The 16,582-nt window shown below is 59.8% G+C and carries 13 protein-coding genes and 1 pseudogene; 5 read left to right on the forward strand and 9 right to left on the reverse strand.

From position 1 onward, the window contains the following. Window positions 1–341: 341 nt before the first annotated feature. Together IEI95_RS29830 and ppdK are read right to left on the reverse strand one after the other, a co-directional pair. Window positions 342–515: pseudogene (locus tag IEI95_RS29830) on the reverse strand (pilus assembly protein TadG-related protein); the annotation flags it as partial. Window positions 516–680: 165 nt separating this feature from the next. Beyond that, complete coding sequence (ppdK, locus tag IEI95_RS22180) at window positions 681–3,365, reverse strand: pyruvate, phosphate dikinase (protein WP_194417040.1); 2,685 nt, start codon at window positions 3,363–3,365, stop codon at window positions 681–683. Window positions 3,366–3,787: 422 nt separating this feature from the next. On the opposite strand from ppdK, the gene IEI95_RS22185 reads away from it, so the two are divergent. Both IEI95_RS22185 and IEI95_RS22190 read left to right on the forward strand, forming a co-directional pair. Further along, a complete protein-coding gene (locus IEI95_RS22185; protein WP_015915210.1) occupies window positions 3,788–4,291 on the forward strand; it encodes an invasion associated locus B family protein in 504 nt (167 codons plus the stop codon). Window positions 4,292–4,470: 179 nt separating this feature from the next. Next, window positions 4,471–5,028 carry an SH3 domain-containing protein gene (locus IEI95_RS22190; protein ID WP_234934251.1) on the forward strand — a complete coding sequence of 186 codons (558 nt, stop codon included), beginning with the start codon at window positions 4,471–4,473 and terminating at the stop codon, window positions 5,026–5,028. 51 nt (window positions 5,029–5,079) lie between these two features. On the opposite strand, the gene mhpT is transcribed toward IEI95_RS22190, so the two are convergent. From mhpT to IEI95_RS22220, 6 genes are all read right to left on the reverse strand, one after another. Next, the gene (gene mhpT / locus IEI95_RS22195) at window positions 5,080–6,330 is read right to left on the reverse strand and encodes a 3-(3-hydroxy-phenyl)propionate transporter MhpT (RefSeq protein ID WP_234934252.1); all 1,251 of its coding nucleotides are present in this window, start codon (window positions 6,328–6,330) and stop codon (window positions 5,080–5,082) included. Window positions 6,331–6,616: 286 nt separating this feature from the next. Beyond that, complete coding sequence (locus IEI95_RS22200; RefSeq protein WP_194417042.1) at window positions 6,617–7,033, reverse strand: Ivy family c-type lysozyme inhibitor; 417 nt, start codon at window positions 7,031–7,033, stop codon at window positions 6,617–6,619. A gap of 88 nt (window positions 7,034–7,121) precedes the next feature. Further along, window positions 7,122–7,418: a hypothetical protein gene (locus IEI95_RS22205; RefSeq protein WP_234934253.1), complete on the reverse strand. Its 297-nt coding sequence runs from the start codon at window positions 7,416–7,418 to the stop codon at window positions 7,122–7,124. 66 nt (window positions 7,419–7,484) lie between these two features. Next, a complete protein-coding gene (locus IEI95_RS22210) occupies window positions 7,485–10,946 on the reverse strand; it encodes a chromosome segregation SMC family protein (RefSeq protein ID WP_194417044.1) in 3,462 nt (1,153 codons plus the stop codon). Between the two features lie 333 nt (window positions 10,947–11,279). After that, entirely contained in the window at window positions 11,280–11,963 is a 684-nt protein-coding gene (locus tag IEI95_RS22215; RefSeq protein WP_156531579.1) for a DsbA family protein, read from the reverse strand. 187 nt (window positions 11,964–12,150) lie between these two features. Further along, window positions 12,151–12,699: a DUF721 domain-containing protein gene (locus IEI95_RS22220; RefSeq protein ID WP_087727570.1), complete on the reverse strand. Its 549-nt coding sequence runs from the start codon at window positions 12,697–12,699 to the stop codon at window positions 12,151–12,153. Window positions 12,700–12,771: 72 nt separating this feature from the next. On the opposite strand from IEI95_RS22220, the gene mutY reads away from it, so the two are divergent. From mutY to IEI95_RS22235, 3 genes are read left to right on the forward strand one after another with little or no spacing between them, the layout of a single operon-like run. Next, window positions 12,772–13,938: an A/G-specific adenine glycosylase gene (gene mutY / locus IEI95_RS22225; protein ID WP_194417045.1), complete on the forward strand. Its 1,167-nt coding sequence runs from the start codon at window positions 12,772–12,774 to the stop codon at window positions 13,936–13,938. Between the two features lie 3 nt (window positions 13,939–13,941). After that, the gene (locus tag IEI95_RS22230) at window positions 13,942–14,550 is read left to right on the forward strand and encodes an HAD family hydrolase (RefSeq protein ID WP_156531577.1); all 609 of its coding nucleotides are present in this window, start codon (window positions 13,942–13,944) and stop codon (window positions 14,548–14,550) included. Beyond that, window positions 14,550–14,825, forward strand: a complete 276-nt coding sequence (locus IEI95_RS22235; RefSeq protein WP_156531576.1) for a putative quinol monooxygenase — start codon at window positions 14,550–14,552, stop codon at window positions 14,823–14,825. Before IEI95_RS22230 ends, IEI95_RS22235 begins: the two co-directional genes overlap by 1 nt. A 36-nt stretch (window positions 14,826–14,861) precedes the next feature. On the opposite strand, the gene IEI95_RS22240 is transcribed toward IEI95_RS22235, so the two are convergent. After that, a complete protein-coding gene (locus tag IEI95_RS22240) occupies window positions 14,862–16,562 on the reverse strand; it encodes an O-linked N-acetylglucosamine transferase, SPINDLY family protein (protein ID WP_194417046.1) in 1,701 nt (566 codons plus the stop codon). Window positions 16,563–16,582: the final 20 nt, after the last annotated feature.

Raw genomic sequence — 16,582 nt, forward strand, 5'->3', positions numbered from 1 at the left:
ATCGGCACAAAACGGCCTTCCTCGATCATCGAGCTGGAGACGTCGAGCACCAGGGACACTTCGAGATCAATATTGCCCGGCAGCGCTGCACAGGATTTGGCCGAGACATCTACGGTCTTGACGCCAGCGAGCTGCATGAAACTGGTCGGCACGCCCTCGCCAACGACAATGCAAATTTCCTTGCCGTCCGCCGACAAGGTCGGCCCACTCAACCGCTTGGGCACCGCGGCGGTATCAACGTCATTGGAACCCTGATCCGCCAATTTGGACTCGAGATAGCTGTCGATCCCCGCCGCAAGGGCGTCGACGCCGGAAGACGAGGAATAGCTCGACGCCGCAGCCAGGATAGCCGAATCGGCGGTCACCTGAATATCATTGCGATGATCGCGTGCCGAACTGTAATCTACCGCCGCACCGACAGCCAGAAGCAACGGCATAAGCAAAATAGCCGACATGACGGCGAAATTGCCCTTGTCATCGGCGAGAAGCTTTGAAACTGTATCTTTAAGGCGCATTTTACCCAACCATGTGTTGAAGCGTCCGGGACATCAGTCCTGACCTTCAATCCTTGTTGGGTAACTGTTTTATAAAACCATTTAAAACAAAGCCGAAATCTAATTGATAAAATGCAACTCAACAGGCGATTTTGTGCCGAAACGGCGAATAAACATACGGTAGCTTCAAACTTCCTTCGCCATGAGGCGCCTCTGCTTTATGCTTGCCTGGGCGGCGGACAGCCGGGCGATCGGCACCCGGAAGGGTGAGCAGGAGACATAATCCAGCCCGACATCCTCGCAGAAATGGATTGAGGCCGGGTCGCCGCCATGTTCGCCGCAAATACCGAGCTTCATATCGGGACGGGTCTGGCGACCGCGCTCGGCGGCCATGCGGATCAACTCGCCGACCCCGTCGAAATCCAGCGAGATGAATGGATCGCGCTCGATAATCCCCTTGCGTTGATAGGTGGGAATGAAGGCGGCCGCATCGTCGCGTGACATGCCGAACGTGGTCTGGGTCAGGTCATTGGTACCGAAGGAGAAAAATTCCGCAGCCTCGGCAATCACATGGGCGCGGATGGCGGCGCGCGGCAACTCGATCATCGTGCCGACCAGATAGGAGATTTCCAGCTTGCCTTCCCGCATCACTTCGGAGGCAATCCGGTCGATCACGCCCTTCACATAATCCAGCTCGGAACGCAGCCCGACCAGCGGCACCATGATCTCAGGCACGACCGGTGCACCGGTCTCAAGGCCTGCGGCAACAGCGGCTTCGAAAATCGCCCGCGCCTGCATCTCGGCAATTTCAGGATAGGAAATCGCCAACCGGCAGCCGCGATGGCCGAGCATGGGGTTGAACTCGTGCAAAGCCTCGACCCGCTGCGCCAGAGCGCGCGGCTCCATGCCCATCGCCACCGCCACCTCGGCGATTTCCTTGACGGTCTTCGGCAGGAATTCATGCAATGGCGGATCGAGCAGCCGAATCGTCACCGGCAGGCCATGCATGATGGTAAACAGCTCGGTGAAGTCCGAGCGTTGCATCGGCAACAGCTTGTCGAGCGCGGCGCGCCGTCCGGCCTCGTTTTCAGCCAGAATCATCTCTCGCATCACATGGATGCGCTCACCTTCGAAAAACATGTGTTCAGTGCGGCAAAGGCCGATACCCTCCGCTCCAAAAGAGCGGGCGGCACGGGCATCGCCCGGCGTATCGGCATTGGTGCGCACCGTCATGCGACGCGTGCGGTCGGCCCATTGCATCAGCTGGGCAAAATCCCCCGACAGTTCCGGTTGCAGCATCGGCACGGCGCCCTGCAAAACCTGGCCGGAGGAACCATCTATGGTGATGATATCACCCTTCTTCAGCTTGACGCCGACGCCCAGCAGCACGCCATTGCGGATATCGACCCGCATGCTGCCCGCACCGGCCACGCAGGGAATGCCCATGCCGCGCGCCACCACCGCCGCATGGCTGGTCATGCCGCCACGGGTGGTCAGGATGGCTTCGGCGGCATGCATGCCGTGAATGTCTTCCGGGCTGGTTTCCATGCGCACCAGAATGACCTTGCGGCCTTCTTCCTTGGCGCTGACAGCATCTTCGGCGGTAAAGACGATTTCGCCGGTAGCCGCCCCCGGCGACGCCGGCAGGCCTGAGCCGATCACATCCCGCGCCACGCGCGGATCGATGGTGGGATGCAAAAGCTGGTCCAGCGACGCCGGCTCGATGCGCGACACCGCCTCGTCCTCGTCGATCAGCCCTTCCGCCACCATATCGACAGCGATCTTCATGGCCGCCTTGGTGGTGCGCTTGCCGGAGCGGGTCTGCAACATCCATAGCTTACCGCGCTCGATGGTGAATTCCACATCCTGCATGTCACGGTAATGGGTTTCAAGCTGCGCGCAGACCGCCGTAAACTCGGCAAAGGCCTTGGGCATCAGCTTTTCCATCGACGGCTTGTCGGAACCGCTTTCCAGCCGCGCCCGCTCACTCAGGGATTGCGGGGTGCGGATACCCGCTACCACGTCCTCACCCTGGGCATTGACCAGAAACTCGCCGTAAAGCTGGTTTTCGCCCGTCGACGGATTGCGGGTAAACGCCACCCCTGTGGCCGAACTGGAGCCGAGATTGCCAAACACCATGGCCTGGATATTGACCGCCGTGCCCCAATGGCCGGGAATATTGTGCAGCTGCCGATAGGTGATGGCGCGGGCGTTCATCCAGCTGGCAAACACCGCGGCCACCGCCCCCCAGAGCTGAACCTCAGGGTCCTGTGGAAAGGGTTCGCCCAGCTCATCCTCGATCAATTGCTTGTAGAGGTCCGTCACATGCTGCCATTCATCGGCGCTCAGTTCGGTGTCGAGTTCATGGCCAAACCGGCCCTTCTCATGCTCAAGGATTTCCTCGAACACTTCATGATCCAGCCCCAGAACGACATCGCCATACATCTGGATGAAGCGGCGGTAACTGTCCCAGGCAAAGCGGGCGTCTCCGGCGCGATGGGCAAGACCGACCACCGTCTCATCGTTCAGGCCGAGATTGAGAACCGTATCCATCATGCCCGGCATGGAGGTGCGCGCACCCGAGCGAACCGACAAAAGCAAGGGATTTTTGGCATTGCCGAACGTGCGTCCTGTCTCGGCTTCGATCAGGTCGATACCGGCCAACACCTCTGCCTTCATGTCGTCGGCCAAACAGCGACCATGGGCGTAGAAATGCGTGCAAGCATCCGTGACAATCGTCAAACCCGGCGGCACGGGCAGGCCGAGACCCGCCATTTCGGCAAGATTGGCACCTTTACCGCCCAAATGTTCAACATCGCCAGCACCGCCTTCAGCCTTGCCACCACCGAAGCTGTAGACCCACTTCCCCATGGTCGTTTTCTTTCTCCGCCCGACTGTTCTTGTTTTCGCATCGGATTGCCCGAAAACCGGTTTCCACTTTTCGGTCCGATGCTTGTATCCCTCAAAAGACTTAGCGCATTCGTGATCCGTTGAAAATCTCATAATATCAATCGTATCCCGCATTGCAGCATAATTGCGGCATCCCGCGCGAAAGATCCGTGTGTCGAGGCTCGACGCGGTATAGAGCGATGACTGATACCGGAACGCGGCCTACATCTGTTTCGATGGTAATTTTCTTGGTCAATCCATTGATATTTCACGAATTTGCGACGGAATGTCGCAAATTGGCTCAACCAATTGTGAAGAGAAATTAACGCCTCGGTAACCTCATGGCTGGCGGATTGGGGTAGAGAACGAACCGCGACCCACTCAACCAAAGGAGATTGCCAGATATGTCATCACTACAAACCGTTGCATTAATGCTTGCCATTCTTGGGTTTTCGGCGAGCTTTGCATCGGCAGCCCCTCGGATGGTCAAGCAGTTCGATCACTGGGGGCTGTTTTCCTACAAGGATGGCGGCAAGACCGTTTGCTATGTGCTGTCCGTGCCTTCAAAGGAAGATCCTGTGGGCATTGACCATGGCAAGAATTTCTTCCTGATCGCCCCGAAAAAGACCGGCGGCGTCAATTATTACCCCCAGGCCGTGATGGGCTACAACGTCGCTCAGGGCTCGACCATCGATGTGAACGTCGATGACAAGACGTTCCAGATGGTGCCGAAAGCCAATGTCGGCTGGACCCGGCTGGAAGCAGAGGACGCCAAGGTGATTGCCGCCATGAAGCAAGGTCGCCGGATGACCGTGAAAACCACCTCGAAGCGCGGCACCCACACGACCTATACCTATTCGCTACAGGGCGTTTCGGCGGCGCTGAAACAGGCCCAGGCCTGCCGCTGAGATGTCCAAAACCGACAATGCCTGAAAAACGCCCCCTGACCGCCAAAGGTGGTTTCACACAAAGGCTCCAAGATGACGACGCCTTCTCACCGTCAACAGATTTCGCCGATCTCAAATGCAACAAAGGCTTGAGACAGTCGAAAACTGAATACGGTCCGTCATGTTCAGTGGCTCCCCGTGTGAACCGCCGCGCCCTGCTGGCCACCCTGTTGCTGACCCCGTTGATCGGGGCGGCAAGCCTGCTTGCGCCCGGCACGGCTGCGGCCATGCCGATGCTCCGGCAGACGGGCCGCGTCACCGGCTATCCCCTGCCCCGATTTGCCTCGTTGAAGGCCGACAGGGTGCGGATGCGGGCTGGCCCTTCCACCGATTACCCCATCCGCTTTATCTACGAGGCTCGGGGCCTGCCGGTGGAAATCATCGAGGAATATGACAATTGGCGGCAGGTTCGCGATAGCGACGGCACCAGCGGCTGGATGTCGGCTGTCATGCTCAGCGGCGCGCGCACCGGTCTTGTCGCCCCCTGGCGCGGCTCAAAAGGCGATCTCGTCATGCTGCGCACCCGCCCGCTTGCCACGGCTGCCATCACCGCCCAACTCCAGCCACGGGTACGGCTGAAAATCGGTGGCTGCGATGGGCATTGGTGTTCCGTCTCGGTAGAACGAGGTGGCCCTTCCGGCTTTGTCCGGCAAGGCCTGGTCTGGGGCGTTTATCCCGGAGAAACCATCGGCAATTGAGGTTTTACAACCAGAATGCCAGATGGTTTCCCAAGCAAGATCCGCAGCCGGTCAAGGCTTGACCATGGAGGGCGTTGCATGGCCTGGCACGCCCTTCGCGGTGCTATCCTGCGGCAGGTCGCGCAGCCGTGACAACAGCAGAACGGTTGCGATACCAGCGATAACAGCCACCGGCACGATCGCCATCAACACCTCGGTCGGCGAGCGTCCAGCGGCAATCAAACCACCGGCAAACAGCGGCCCGACCACCGAGCCGACCCGTCCGACGGCGACAGCAAGCCCGACACCGGTGCCACGAACATCCGGCGCATAGCATTGCGGCGCAATGCCGTAGAGCAGCGACTGAGCCGCCATGACGCTCACCCCGATCAACGCACCGGCAATGGCATTGGCGGCAAAATTGGCCGGTGCCAGTCCCAGCAGCACAAGAGAGACCACCAAAAGAAGGAAGCAGAGCGAACCGTTGAGAACCTTGCGCTTCCCATCAAGGAACCATCCACCCGTCAAGCCACCCACGGCCCCGGCGATATTGAAAATCACCTGAATGAGGCCAGCCTGCTGGCGATCCAGCCCGCGCGTCACCAGAAGGGTCGGCAACCAGTTGAGAAGCAGATACAGGACCATAATGCCAAAGAAAAAGCCCGTCCAGAGCAGGACGCTACGCAGCGCCGTATCGGCGGAGAACACCTGACGCCAGGCACCCTCCTTCTTGGTCTTTTCTGACTTTTCGACCTTGAGCTGCGGCAGCATCATAAACAGCGGCAACACGAGCAGCATCGGCATGATGCCGCCGGCAATGAAGATGGTGCGCCAGTCGTCGTGCAGACCGGCCATAGCCACCACGCTGGCAATCGCGCCGCCAAACGGAATACCGGCATACATGATAGACACCGCCCGGCCGCGCCGCTCCGGCGTGGTCGATTCGACAGCAATGGCCACCAGATTCGGCAGCGCCCCGCCCAAGCCGACGCCGGTGAGGAACCGCATGGCGATCAGCCCTTCCACGGATGTGACTGCTGCCGTGGCGAGCGAGAAGATCCCGAAGATGAAAAGCGCCAGGCTAAGGCCCAAACGGCGTCCGAACCGGTCGGAGATCATACCGCCGGAAACGGCGCCAAAGATCAGGCCGAAGGTAGCGGAAGAAAAGAACAGTCCCATCTGGGCGGGTGTCAGCCCGAAGACCGGCGCCAGTTTCGGTGCCGCCACGCCCGCAGCCTGAAGGTCGAAACCTTCAATCATCGCCGCCAGAAAAATCAGAAAAATGATCCGGGACGAGCCCGGTCGCGATGTTGTCGACAGCATAATGCCTCCCATTGATGCCGATAACGGTTCAACCGCTCGCCTCCTCGCGCCCGGTCAGACCTTTTGGATAATCCCTCAGCCATCCTGACCGCGCTATCTGCGCGGCAAGATGCCGTAAAGTATGTTGAGCATACTATTGGAATTGGCATTTAGCAATCGTGGCTTGCCAGCGAGGAGAAAATACCTCCGCAAAAAGGAAAACCTATATTTTCTATTTCAATACAAAGGATTGCGATCTTTCATCCGTCGCACCTAGCATGATTTAAAATCGCTATTTCTCAGACCATCAGCCGGGAGCGCGCGCCAATGCGGTCTTTTCCGCCTCGCTTGGCGTGCCGAGGAAGATCTCGCCTTCCGCCTGGTCCTGAATACGCATCACCGCATGCTTGCCATCGGCGGAAAACAGCACACGAACGGCGCTTTGCTCGCATCGTTTTGGCTGGCAGGCGTAGAATAATTGCATGGGCTTGGCGTCAACAGGCATTTCGACCGAAGCCAGCCCGATATAATCATCCTTACGGACCATGTTCAGCACCCAGAGCGGAATGCCCTGCCGCCCGCGCACCAGCCTCGTCAGCGCCTCGCGATGCGGCTTGGAGGTTTTCACGGTCTGCGCAAGGAAATTGCCGGAAAGATTTTCGGCTGCTGCTGGAATCGCAAAAAAGCAGGCAAGAGCGGTCAGCAGCAGTATCCAGCGGGGCATGGCGATCTCCTGTTGTATGCCTGCCCGACAGGTTCACGTTGAACCAGCCAGGCCATCCCTTCCTCTGTGTTTCTTTTGGTCCGATGCTCTATTTGCCTGCTAAATCGACGATGTCATGGATGTTGACCTCGCCAAGCCGCACAAGAGCTTCAGCAGATGCCAGCCTTACGCCCGGATTTTCTTCGACCGCTCGCCCATACCAGTATTTGGCGGCATGCAGATCGCCGATTGCCTCGTAACAGATCCCGAGTCGCTCCCCAAGATATCCACCATCGAGAGACTGATCGCCATCGGCCATGAACAGATAGATCTTGATCGCATCCGCGCTCCGGCCCGCTTTGATGAGGTCCTTGGCACGCCGCTCAAGCTGATTGAAATTGTACACGACGCTTTCCTCTGTATCTAAGGTGGACTTGCTCCCGTAGAGCATTCCAATCGGCCTTGTGAACCCTCACACAGCCTCGCGTAGCTGCTCCGCCGTCTGCAAATCCACGGACACCAGTTGCGAAACGCCCTGTTCGGCCATGGTGACGCCGAACAGCCGGTTCATGCGGGCCATGGTGATCGGATTGTGGGTGATGATCACGAAACGGGTCTGGGTCGAGGCGGCCATTTCGTCCATCAGGTTGCAATAGCGCTCGACATTGTGGTCATCGAGCGGGGCGTCCACTTCGTCAAGCACGCAGATCGGCGCTGGATTGGTGAGGAAGACGGCGAAGATAAGCGCCATGGCCGTCAGCGCCTGTTCGCCGCCCGATAGCAGCGTCATGGTCTGCGGCTTCTTGCCAGGCGGACGGGCGAGGATTTCGAGGCCAGCATCCAGCGGATCGTCACTTTCGATCAGCTGCAATTCCGCCGTGCCGCCGTTAAACAAGTGGGTGAACAGCCGCTGGAATTGCGCATTGACCACGTCGAACGCCGCCACCAGCCGTTCCCGGCCCTCGCGGTTCAGGCTCTGGATCGCGCCACGCAGCTTGCGGATCGCGTCGATCACGTCGTCGCGCTCCTTGATCAGGGCCGCGAGCTTGTCGGACAATTCCTTCTGTTCTTCATCGGCGCGCAGGTTGACGGCACCCAGCCGTTCGCGCTCGATTTTCAGCCGGTCCAGATCGCGCTCAACTTCGCGCAGGTCAGGGATCGCGTCATCGGGTTTCAGCCCGGTCAGGCGGAAGGCTTCGTGCGGGCCGACATTGAGCGCTTCCTGAATACGGGCTTCGGCATCCTTGCGCCGCTCGCGTCCAGACAGCAACCGTTCTTCCGCCCGGCCCCGGCGCTCCCTTGCTTCGGCCAGCGCTGACAAGGCGCTAGCAGCGACCTGATCGGCTTGACGCTGGCGGGCCTCGGCTTCCACCAGCCGGTCCGCGGCAGTGCGCCGTGCGGCTTCAGCCTTGTCCAGCTCGCTCATCAGCAGGCGGCGCTTTTCATCGAATTCGTCGGGGGCAGCGTCCAGGTCGGCCATTTCGTCGCGGGCTTCCGCCTCGCGCTCCCTCAGCGTGGCGATATGCTGGCTGGCACTTGCCGCCCGCTGCGCCCAGCTTTGCCGTTCCTGACGGATCGCCATGATCCGGCGCTGGCGCTGGTCGTTTTCGCGGGCAAACCCTTCATGGCGGGCGCGAGCTTCGGCCACCAGTCCGCGACCGGTGGCAACCTCCATCTGTAATTGCCGCAATTGGTCGTCCAGCGCCGTCAGGTCGGCCTGATCGGCAAGAGCGATCTGCGCCTCTTCGGCCAGGCTTTCAGCCTCTTCGATCTGGGCGCGAAGACCGTTTACCGCCTCTTCCACCACGGCGCGGCGGCGCAGCAGATCGCCGCTGGCCCGCTCGGCAGCGCTTAACGCATCGCGGGCTTCCGACAGCTGACGCAGGATCAACCGCTGGCGCTCACGCCCTTCGCCAAGACGCGCTTCGCTCGACGTTACCGCCTCGCGCCCTGCCTTCAATCGTTCTTCAGCCTCTTCCAGCCCGATGCGAGCCTCGTCCGTTTCTTCCTCCAGCACCGCCAAACGGTTTTTCTGGGCAAGACGAAGAGCCGCAGCACTTGGCGCTTCCGAACCGGTAACATGGCCGTCCCAACGATAAACCGCCCCCTCCCGCGTCACCAGCCGCTGGCCGGGTTTCAGGTCCGGTTGCAGGCGTTGCGCGGTATCGGCATCGGTGATGCCGATCTGTTTTAGCCTACGCAGCAAAGCTTGCGGTGCCGAGACATGCGTGGCGAGAGCGACGATGCCAGCAGGCAAAGCCGGGTCATCACTATCAGGCCCGGGCATGGCCCAATGGGCGGGCGCACGCGCATCGAGTGGGCTTTCCAGATCATCACCAAGCGCCGCCCCCAGCGCAGTTTCAAAGCCGCGCTCCACCGTCAGTGCGTCGGCCACCGGCGAAAATTCTCCGGCGCTGGCTGAAGCGGCCAGCATTTTGGCAATGGTTTTCGCCTCGGTTTCCAGCGCCGCCAATGCAGAGCGGGCCGCTTCCACCGGGCCGCGGGCCAGTGCCTCGGCCCGGCGCGCGGCACTTAAAGCCTCTTCCGCTTGCGCAACCGTGCTTTCGGCCTCTTCCACGGCATATTCACCGGCTTCCACCGCCTCGCGCTTTTCCTCCGGGTCCGGCAGGGCCGCGAGCTTTTCGGCCACGGCGTCGAGTTCGCGGCCTGCCTCATCGGCCTGACGCTCCAGCCGCAGCCGCTTGTCGGCGAGGTCGCGCAGCGCCCGTTCCAGCTGGTTGCGCCCGGCTGCCGCCTCGGCGCGGTCAGCAGTGGCGGCGGAAAAGCGGGCTTCGCTATCGGCAAGGGTTGCCGATGCTTCCTCGAAAGCAATGCGCAGATCGTCCGCCTCCTGACCGCTTTCCGTCAGCACGTCTTCCAGTTCGGATTCCTCGGCAGCGAGCCGCTCGAGAATTTCGGCATTGTCATCGACCAGCCGCTGTTCGCGGGCAATGTCCTCTTCAAGCTGCAACAGCCGCCGGGTCAGTTCGTCGCGGCGCTTGAACAGCCGTCCGGCATCTTCCTCCAGCTGGCTGCGGGCAATCTGCAAGCGTTGCAGGCTGGCTGCGGCCTTGACCTCTTCGTCACGCAACGCAGGCAATTGCAGACTGGCAATGGCTTGGGCCTTGGCCGCTTCCATCTGCGCCTGCGCCCGCTCGGCAACCAGCGATGTCGTCTCGTTGAGCGAGGCTTCCGCCTCGGCCTCGGCCTGCCGCGCTTCCGTCCAGCGGATGTGCAGCAGCATGGCATCACGGGCGCGGATATCGGCAGACAGCATCTTGAAGCGATTGGCCTGACGGGCCTGACGTTTTAGGCTCTCGATCTGGCTTTCCAGCTGGGCGACGATATCCTCCAGCCGCTCCAGATTGGTTTCGGCGGCACGCAGCCGCAGTTCTGCCTCATGGCGGCGCGAATGCAGGCCGGAAATACCGGCGGCCTCTTCCAACAATTGCCGTCGTGCCTGCGGCTTGGCCTGGATCAGTTCGCCAATCCGCCCCTGGCCGACCATCGACGGCGACCGCGCCCCGGTCGAGGCATCGGCAAACAGCAATTGCACATCCTTGGCGCGGGCTTCCTTGCCATTGATGCGATAGACCGAACCGTTTTCCCGCTCAATGCGGCGGCTGACCTGGATTTCGTCGCTGTCGTTGAAGGCGGCGGGCGCGGTGCGGTCTGAATTGTCGAGATAAAGCCCAACCTCCGCCGAATTGCGGGCGGGGCGGTTGCCGGAGCCGGAAAAAATCACGTCATCCATGCCGGAAGCGCGCATGTTCTTATAGGAATTTTCCCCCATCACCCAGCGCAGCGCCTCTACCAGATTGGACTTGCCGCAGCCGTTCGGCCCGACCACGCCGGTCAATCCGCGTTCGATGATGAATTCGGTGGGCTCAACGAAGGATTTGAAGCCGACGACCCGAAGCTTGGTGAACTTCATGGGCGGGCCTCTTGGGGACGGGTCTGATGAGATGCAGGAAACGCTTCGGCCAAGGATACCCCCCTCTGGCTTGCCAGCCATCTCCCCCTCAAGGGGGGAGATCGGGTCAGGATGGGTCTCACTCCATCATTTCGGCGGGCTTGCGCAGATCCGGGCGGACAATACCTGGGAACGACGGCAGCGTCTCTTGCCGATCTCCCCCCGTGAGGGGGAGATGTCCGGCAGGACAGGGGGGGGTAGACCCCACGCTCATCACGCCAAAACCCTGACATCGGGCACGAAAAAACGGGCGCATGGCTTTCGCCACCGCCCGCCTTGATCGGATGCGCAGTGTCAGAGAAGGCTGTCGATGAGCGCCGACATGGATTCAACCGACATATCTCCAGAATAGCTTTTGCCGTTGATCAGGAAGGTCGGGGTTGCGTTGACGCCGAATTGCTTGGCGCCAAGGTCCCGCATTGCGGTTACATCACCGGCAAGCTTGGTGTTCGTCAAGCAAGCCTGGAAGCTTTCCTGTGTGAAACCGGCCATTTTCGACATTTGCAGCATGGCACCGCGCACATCGCCATTGTCAGGCGCGGCCCAGGAGCGCTGCTGCTTCAGGAACATGGTGATGAAGGGATAATATTGATCCTTCGGGGCGCAACGCGCCAGCATGAAGGCGGCGGTGGCGGCGGGATCGAAAGGAAACTCGCGGAACACGAAATAGACCTTGCCGGTATCGATGTATTTTTCCTTGATCGTATCGAAGGTCGTGGCGTGGAAATGGGCGCAATGCGGGCAGGTCATCGAGAAATATTCAACGATCTTGACTGGCGCGTCGGGCTTGCCGAGTGCCATATCCGGCAGCGGGCCGGGTTTCATCACCTCTGCCATATCGACATCATGGTCAGACTTGGGCATTTCGGCAGCCGCAAAGGCCGGGCTTGCCACGGTAGACACGGCAATGCCCGTAGCCACGGTGGCGATACCAGCCAGAAGATGGCGCTTGGTCAGGATCAGTTCAGAATTCGACATTATTTCACCCACATAGAGTAACGATCGTGCTTTAAAGTCCTGAGCCGGTTATACCCGCCTGATCTGGCGAGGCAAGGTCGATGGCAAAGCAGGCTTGCGAAGCCGTGCAACCCTCAGCACGGTTTCCCCAACACAGTTTCCAACTGTATGTGAAGCGTCCGGCCCCTCAATTCAAATTACAAAGCTGTCATTTCGGCTTTTTTTGCGACAATACCGCCCGGCCCAGCCGCTCGACTGCTTTTTTGAGCTTGTCGCTCTCAATCCCCTCAGTCATTTCCGAGAGCTTTTTCGCCTGCACCGCGTCCAGACGGCCCGGCCCGCGCCGGTGCTTGGCGGTATTCGACACCGGTTTTTGCACGATGCGAATCTGCCCGATGGCCGGATAGCCGAAAAACCCGTTGATGCGGGCAATCAACTCGCCCTGCGCATGGTTGAGAAACAGCGCGCGCGCGCCTTCGCAGGCAATGGTCAGCACGCCCGCCTGATACCCGCCGGAACGACCGGCAGGCGCACTCGACTTCGGGCCGGATTTCTGACCCGAATCCTGACCGGCATAATCACGCCGCGGCCAGACGATTTTCTCGGGCCGGGTGCAATCGGCAAAATCGGCCCCGGCAATCTCGTCCCAGGACGACAGCAGCGCCGTCGAAATCCCGGCGCGCCGTGCAATCACCGGATCGATGATACCGTTGGCCAATTCGGAAATCTGGGCAGCGCCGCGTTTTTTGAAGGCCATGGCTGGATGGTGCCTCGTCATTGCAATCCGGAACGCTTGATATGCGCCGTGATTCGTCACCATATATATAGTATGAGCATGAAAACCCGAAAACCTGCCGAACAAACCCTTCACGAAGACGGGCTTCACCAAGATGGGCCTCACCAAGATGGGCCAAGCGCTGACGAGCTTCTCGCCTGGTATGACCGCCATCACCGTGATCTGCCCTGGCGGATTTCGCCGCCGATGGCGGCGCGCGGTATCAGGCCCGATCCCTATCACATCTGGCTGTCGGAAGTGATGCTGCAACAAACGACGGTGCAGGCGGTCAAACCCTATTTCCTGAAATTTCTGGCCCGCTGGCCGAAAGTCACCGATCTGGCTGCCGCCCCCACCGAGGACGTGATGGCGGCCTGGGCGGGCCTTGGCTATTATGCCCGCGCGCGCAACCTGAAAAAATGCGCCGAGGCCGTCGCCGATCTGCATGGCGGTGTCTTTCCCGACACCCAGGAAGGCCTGCAATCGCTGCCGGGCATTGGCGATTATACCTCCGCTGCCATTGCCGCCATTGCGTTTAACCGGCAGGCGGCGGTGATGGACGGCAATGTCGAGCGGGTGATATCAAGGCTATACGCGATTTCCGATCCGCTGCCCGGCGCCAAACCGGCGATCAAGGCGCGGGTCGCAGCGCTGACGCCCACTGAGCGGCCCGGCGATTTTGCGCAAGCGATGATGGATCTGGGCGCGACGATCTGCACGCCGAAACGGCCTGCCTGTTCGCTCTGTCCGTTCAACACCCACTGTCTGGCGCTGCAAGCCCATGACCCCGAGCATTTTCCGGTCAAGGCAGCGAAGAAGACTAAGCCGGTGCGGCTTGGCGCCGCCTTCATCGCCCTTGACGACTGCAACCGCATCCTGCTGCGCAAGCGCGCCGACAAGGGGCTTCTGGGTGGCATGACAGAAGTGCCGACCACCGAATGGACGGCTCGCATCGACGGCGACGACAGCGAGGCCAGCGCGCCGATGGACGCCAATTGGCGGTCCTGCGGGGTCGTCACTCATGTGTTTACCCATTTCGAGCTACGGCTGACGATCTTCCGCGCCGATGCGGTCAAAGGACGGCCCGATGATTACCATTGGGCCGATCACGGATGGTGGGAGCCGCTCATCAATCTTGAAGCCCAGGCCTTGCCGACGGTGATGAAAAAGGCGATCACCCAGGCTATACCCGAGGCCTTCGCAGCCAGAAAAATGGAATAGAGCATGGCAGAGATCCGGCATATCGTTTTCGACATCGGCAAGGTACTGATCCATTACGACCCCAACCTGCCCTTCAGCCGGATCATCCCGGATGCCAAGGAGCGGCAATGGTTTTTCGACAATGTCTGCACCCATGACTGGAACATCGAACAGGACCGGGGCCGTACATGGGCCGATGCCGAAGCCCTGCTGATTGCCCAATATCCCGACCGCGAAGCGCATATCCGCGCCTTTCGCCAGCATTGGCGCGAAATGGTGCCGCATGCCTATGACGGCACCGTCGAGATCTTCAATGGCCTGATTGATGAGGGCCGCGATGTGACCATGCTGACCAATTTCGCCGCCGACACATTCACTGAAGCCCGCGAGATGTTTCCCTTCCTCAACCGCCCGCGCGGCGTCACAGTGTCGGGCGAGATCGGCCTGATCAAGCCGGATGTGGCGATTTATCACCGCCATGCCACGGATTTTGGTCTCGATCCCGCCCATTCGATTTTCATTGATGACAGCCTGCCCAATGTGGTGGGTGCCAAGGCTGCTGGTTGGCAGGCGGTGCATTTCGAGAGCCCGGAAAAGCTCAAGGCCGATCTCACAAACGTCGGCGTGCTCTGATGGCCAAAGTGTTTCTCGACGGCCATATCGACGTGCCGGAGGATCGGCTGGAAGCCGTAAAGGCGGCTCTGCCTGAGCATGTCGCCCTGACGCGGGCCGAGCCGGGGTGCCTGTCTTTCAACGTCGAAGCCTGCCCTACTATCGCCGGACGTTTTCTTGTTTCGGAAGTCTTTGTTGATCAGGCATCTTTCGACGCGCATCAGCAGCGCACGAAAGCATCGAACTGGTTCGCGGTGACGCAGGGCATCGCCAGGGATTATACGATCAGGGCTTGATAGCCCTGATCGCCAGCCTACTCCCTCAAAGCCTCGTCATAGGAACGGCCTTGCCGGAACATCCATGTGATCCGGCTCCAGCCCGGCCTTGGCGCGCGCCACCATCATCTCGTAGGCATCTTCGAGGTGGCGCGTGAAGCGTTCGGTATCGAACAATGGCATTGTGCGCCGGTTGGCGGCGATCCTGTCGCGCAAGTCTTGAAGACGGTTTCTGTTGTGCGCAAGGTCTTGCGCCTGGGCAATGTAATCATCAACGGTCGCAGCCACCAGTTCCGGTACGCCAAGCGCGGTCAGCAGGCTTTCAGAAACGCGGGAGGCGAAATTCTGGCCCTTCAGCGCCAGAACGGGCACTCCGGCCCAAAGGCAATCGGATGTGGTCGTATGGCCACAATAGGGAAAACTGTCGAGGACAAGATCTGCTGCGGACAGCCTGGCGAGGTGATACGGGTAGGCAAGTGGCGGCGTGAAAATCAGTCGTTCCGCTGACAGGCCATGACGCGCGAACAGTGTCCGGAGATTGTCCTTGGCAATGTCGTTTCTGCACAGGATCCACAGGATGCTGTCCGGCAGATCCGCCATAATCTTCAGCCATGCCTCGACAGTTTGCGGGCTGAGCTTCTTGATGCTGTTGAAGGATGCCAGAACGAACCTGTCCTGCGGCAAGCCCAAAGCTGCTCGCGGCACTGCTGGCGGCAAGGGCCGGTTGATATTGTCATTAGGTTGATAGGTTTCCGGCAAACGGCAAAACTTTTCCTGGTAAAACGGCTTGCTGGACTGAGGCGTCACAATCGGATCGCTGATGATATAGTCACAGTCTATGCCGATGCCGCTGCCCGGAAAACCAAGCCAGGCCACCTGTATCGGCGCAAGGCCGGAATTGACCAGGCCTATTCTGGCATCCTTGGTATGGCCTTTCAGATCGACAAGAATGTCCAGGTCGTTATTCTGGATCATCGTGCTGGCTGCCGCATCAGACAGGTCGCCGATTTGCTTGATCATGCCCATGCGAGCGCGCGATCCATTATCGCTTTCGACCAATGCCTTGCTTGAATAGCAATAGAGGATAATCTCGAAACGGTTCCTGTCATGGCGCTCAAGCACGCCCTGCAACAGGATCATCGTCGCATGAGCACTGAAAAAATCGTTGGAAAGATAGCCAATCCTGACCTTATCACCAAAGACATGCGGTTTTTGCCGGCGCATTGCGCGGATCTGCGGGGATATGTCTGGCCGGCCCTCGCCCAGGATGCGGGCTTGAATGCTCTCATCGCTGCACCAGTGAAGAATGTTGAACGGCAGCTCGCAGGACATGGCAAATTCATCACCCGCCAGGATTGCCGCCAATGCCGCGTCATTGGCGGCTTTCAGCTCATCCAACCGGAGAAAATCGAACAAATGATGCCGGCGAAAAATAGCGGCAGCATGATCTCTCGGCTCAACCTGCAATATGCGTTCGGCTGAGGCAAAGGCTTTTTCAGTATGCCCGGCCTTTTTATAGAGTTCGAATGCAACTTTGTTCAGCCTTATGCCATCGGTGGCAACGAGGTTCGCTGCACCGCTATAATGATCCGCCGCCGCCTCCAAATGCCCAAGCCGATAATGGCATTGGGCAGCCATGATGACCATTCGCGGATCTTGCCTGGCAGGCGGCAAGAGTGCGGCAAGTTCATCGAGCGCCTGTTGAAACAGACCCTGTTTATAGGATGAGGTGACTTTCTCGGTAGCATCCAAGGTCATGGCTTTCTGAAAACTCTACC

The sequence above is a fragment of the Agrobacterium vitis genome (assembly GCF_014926405.1).
Classification (GTDB): domain Bacteria; phylum Pseudomonadota; class Alphaproteobacteria; order Rhizobiales; family Rhizobiaceae; genus Allorhizobium; species Allorhizobium vitis_H.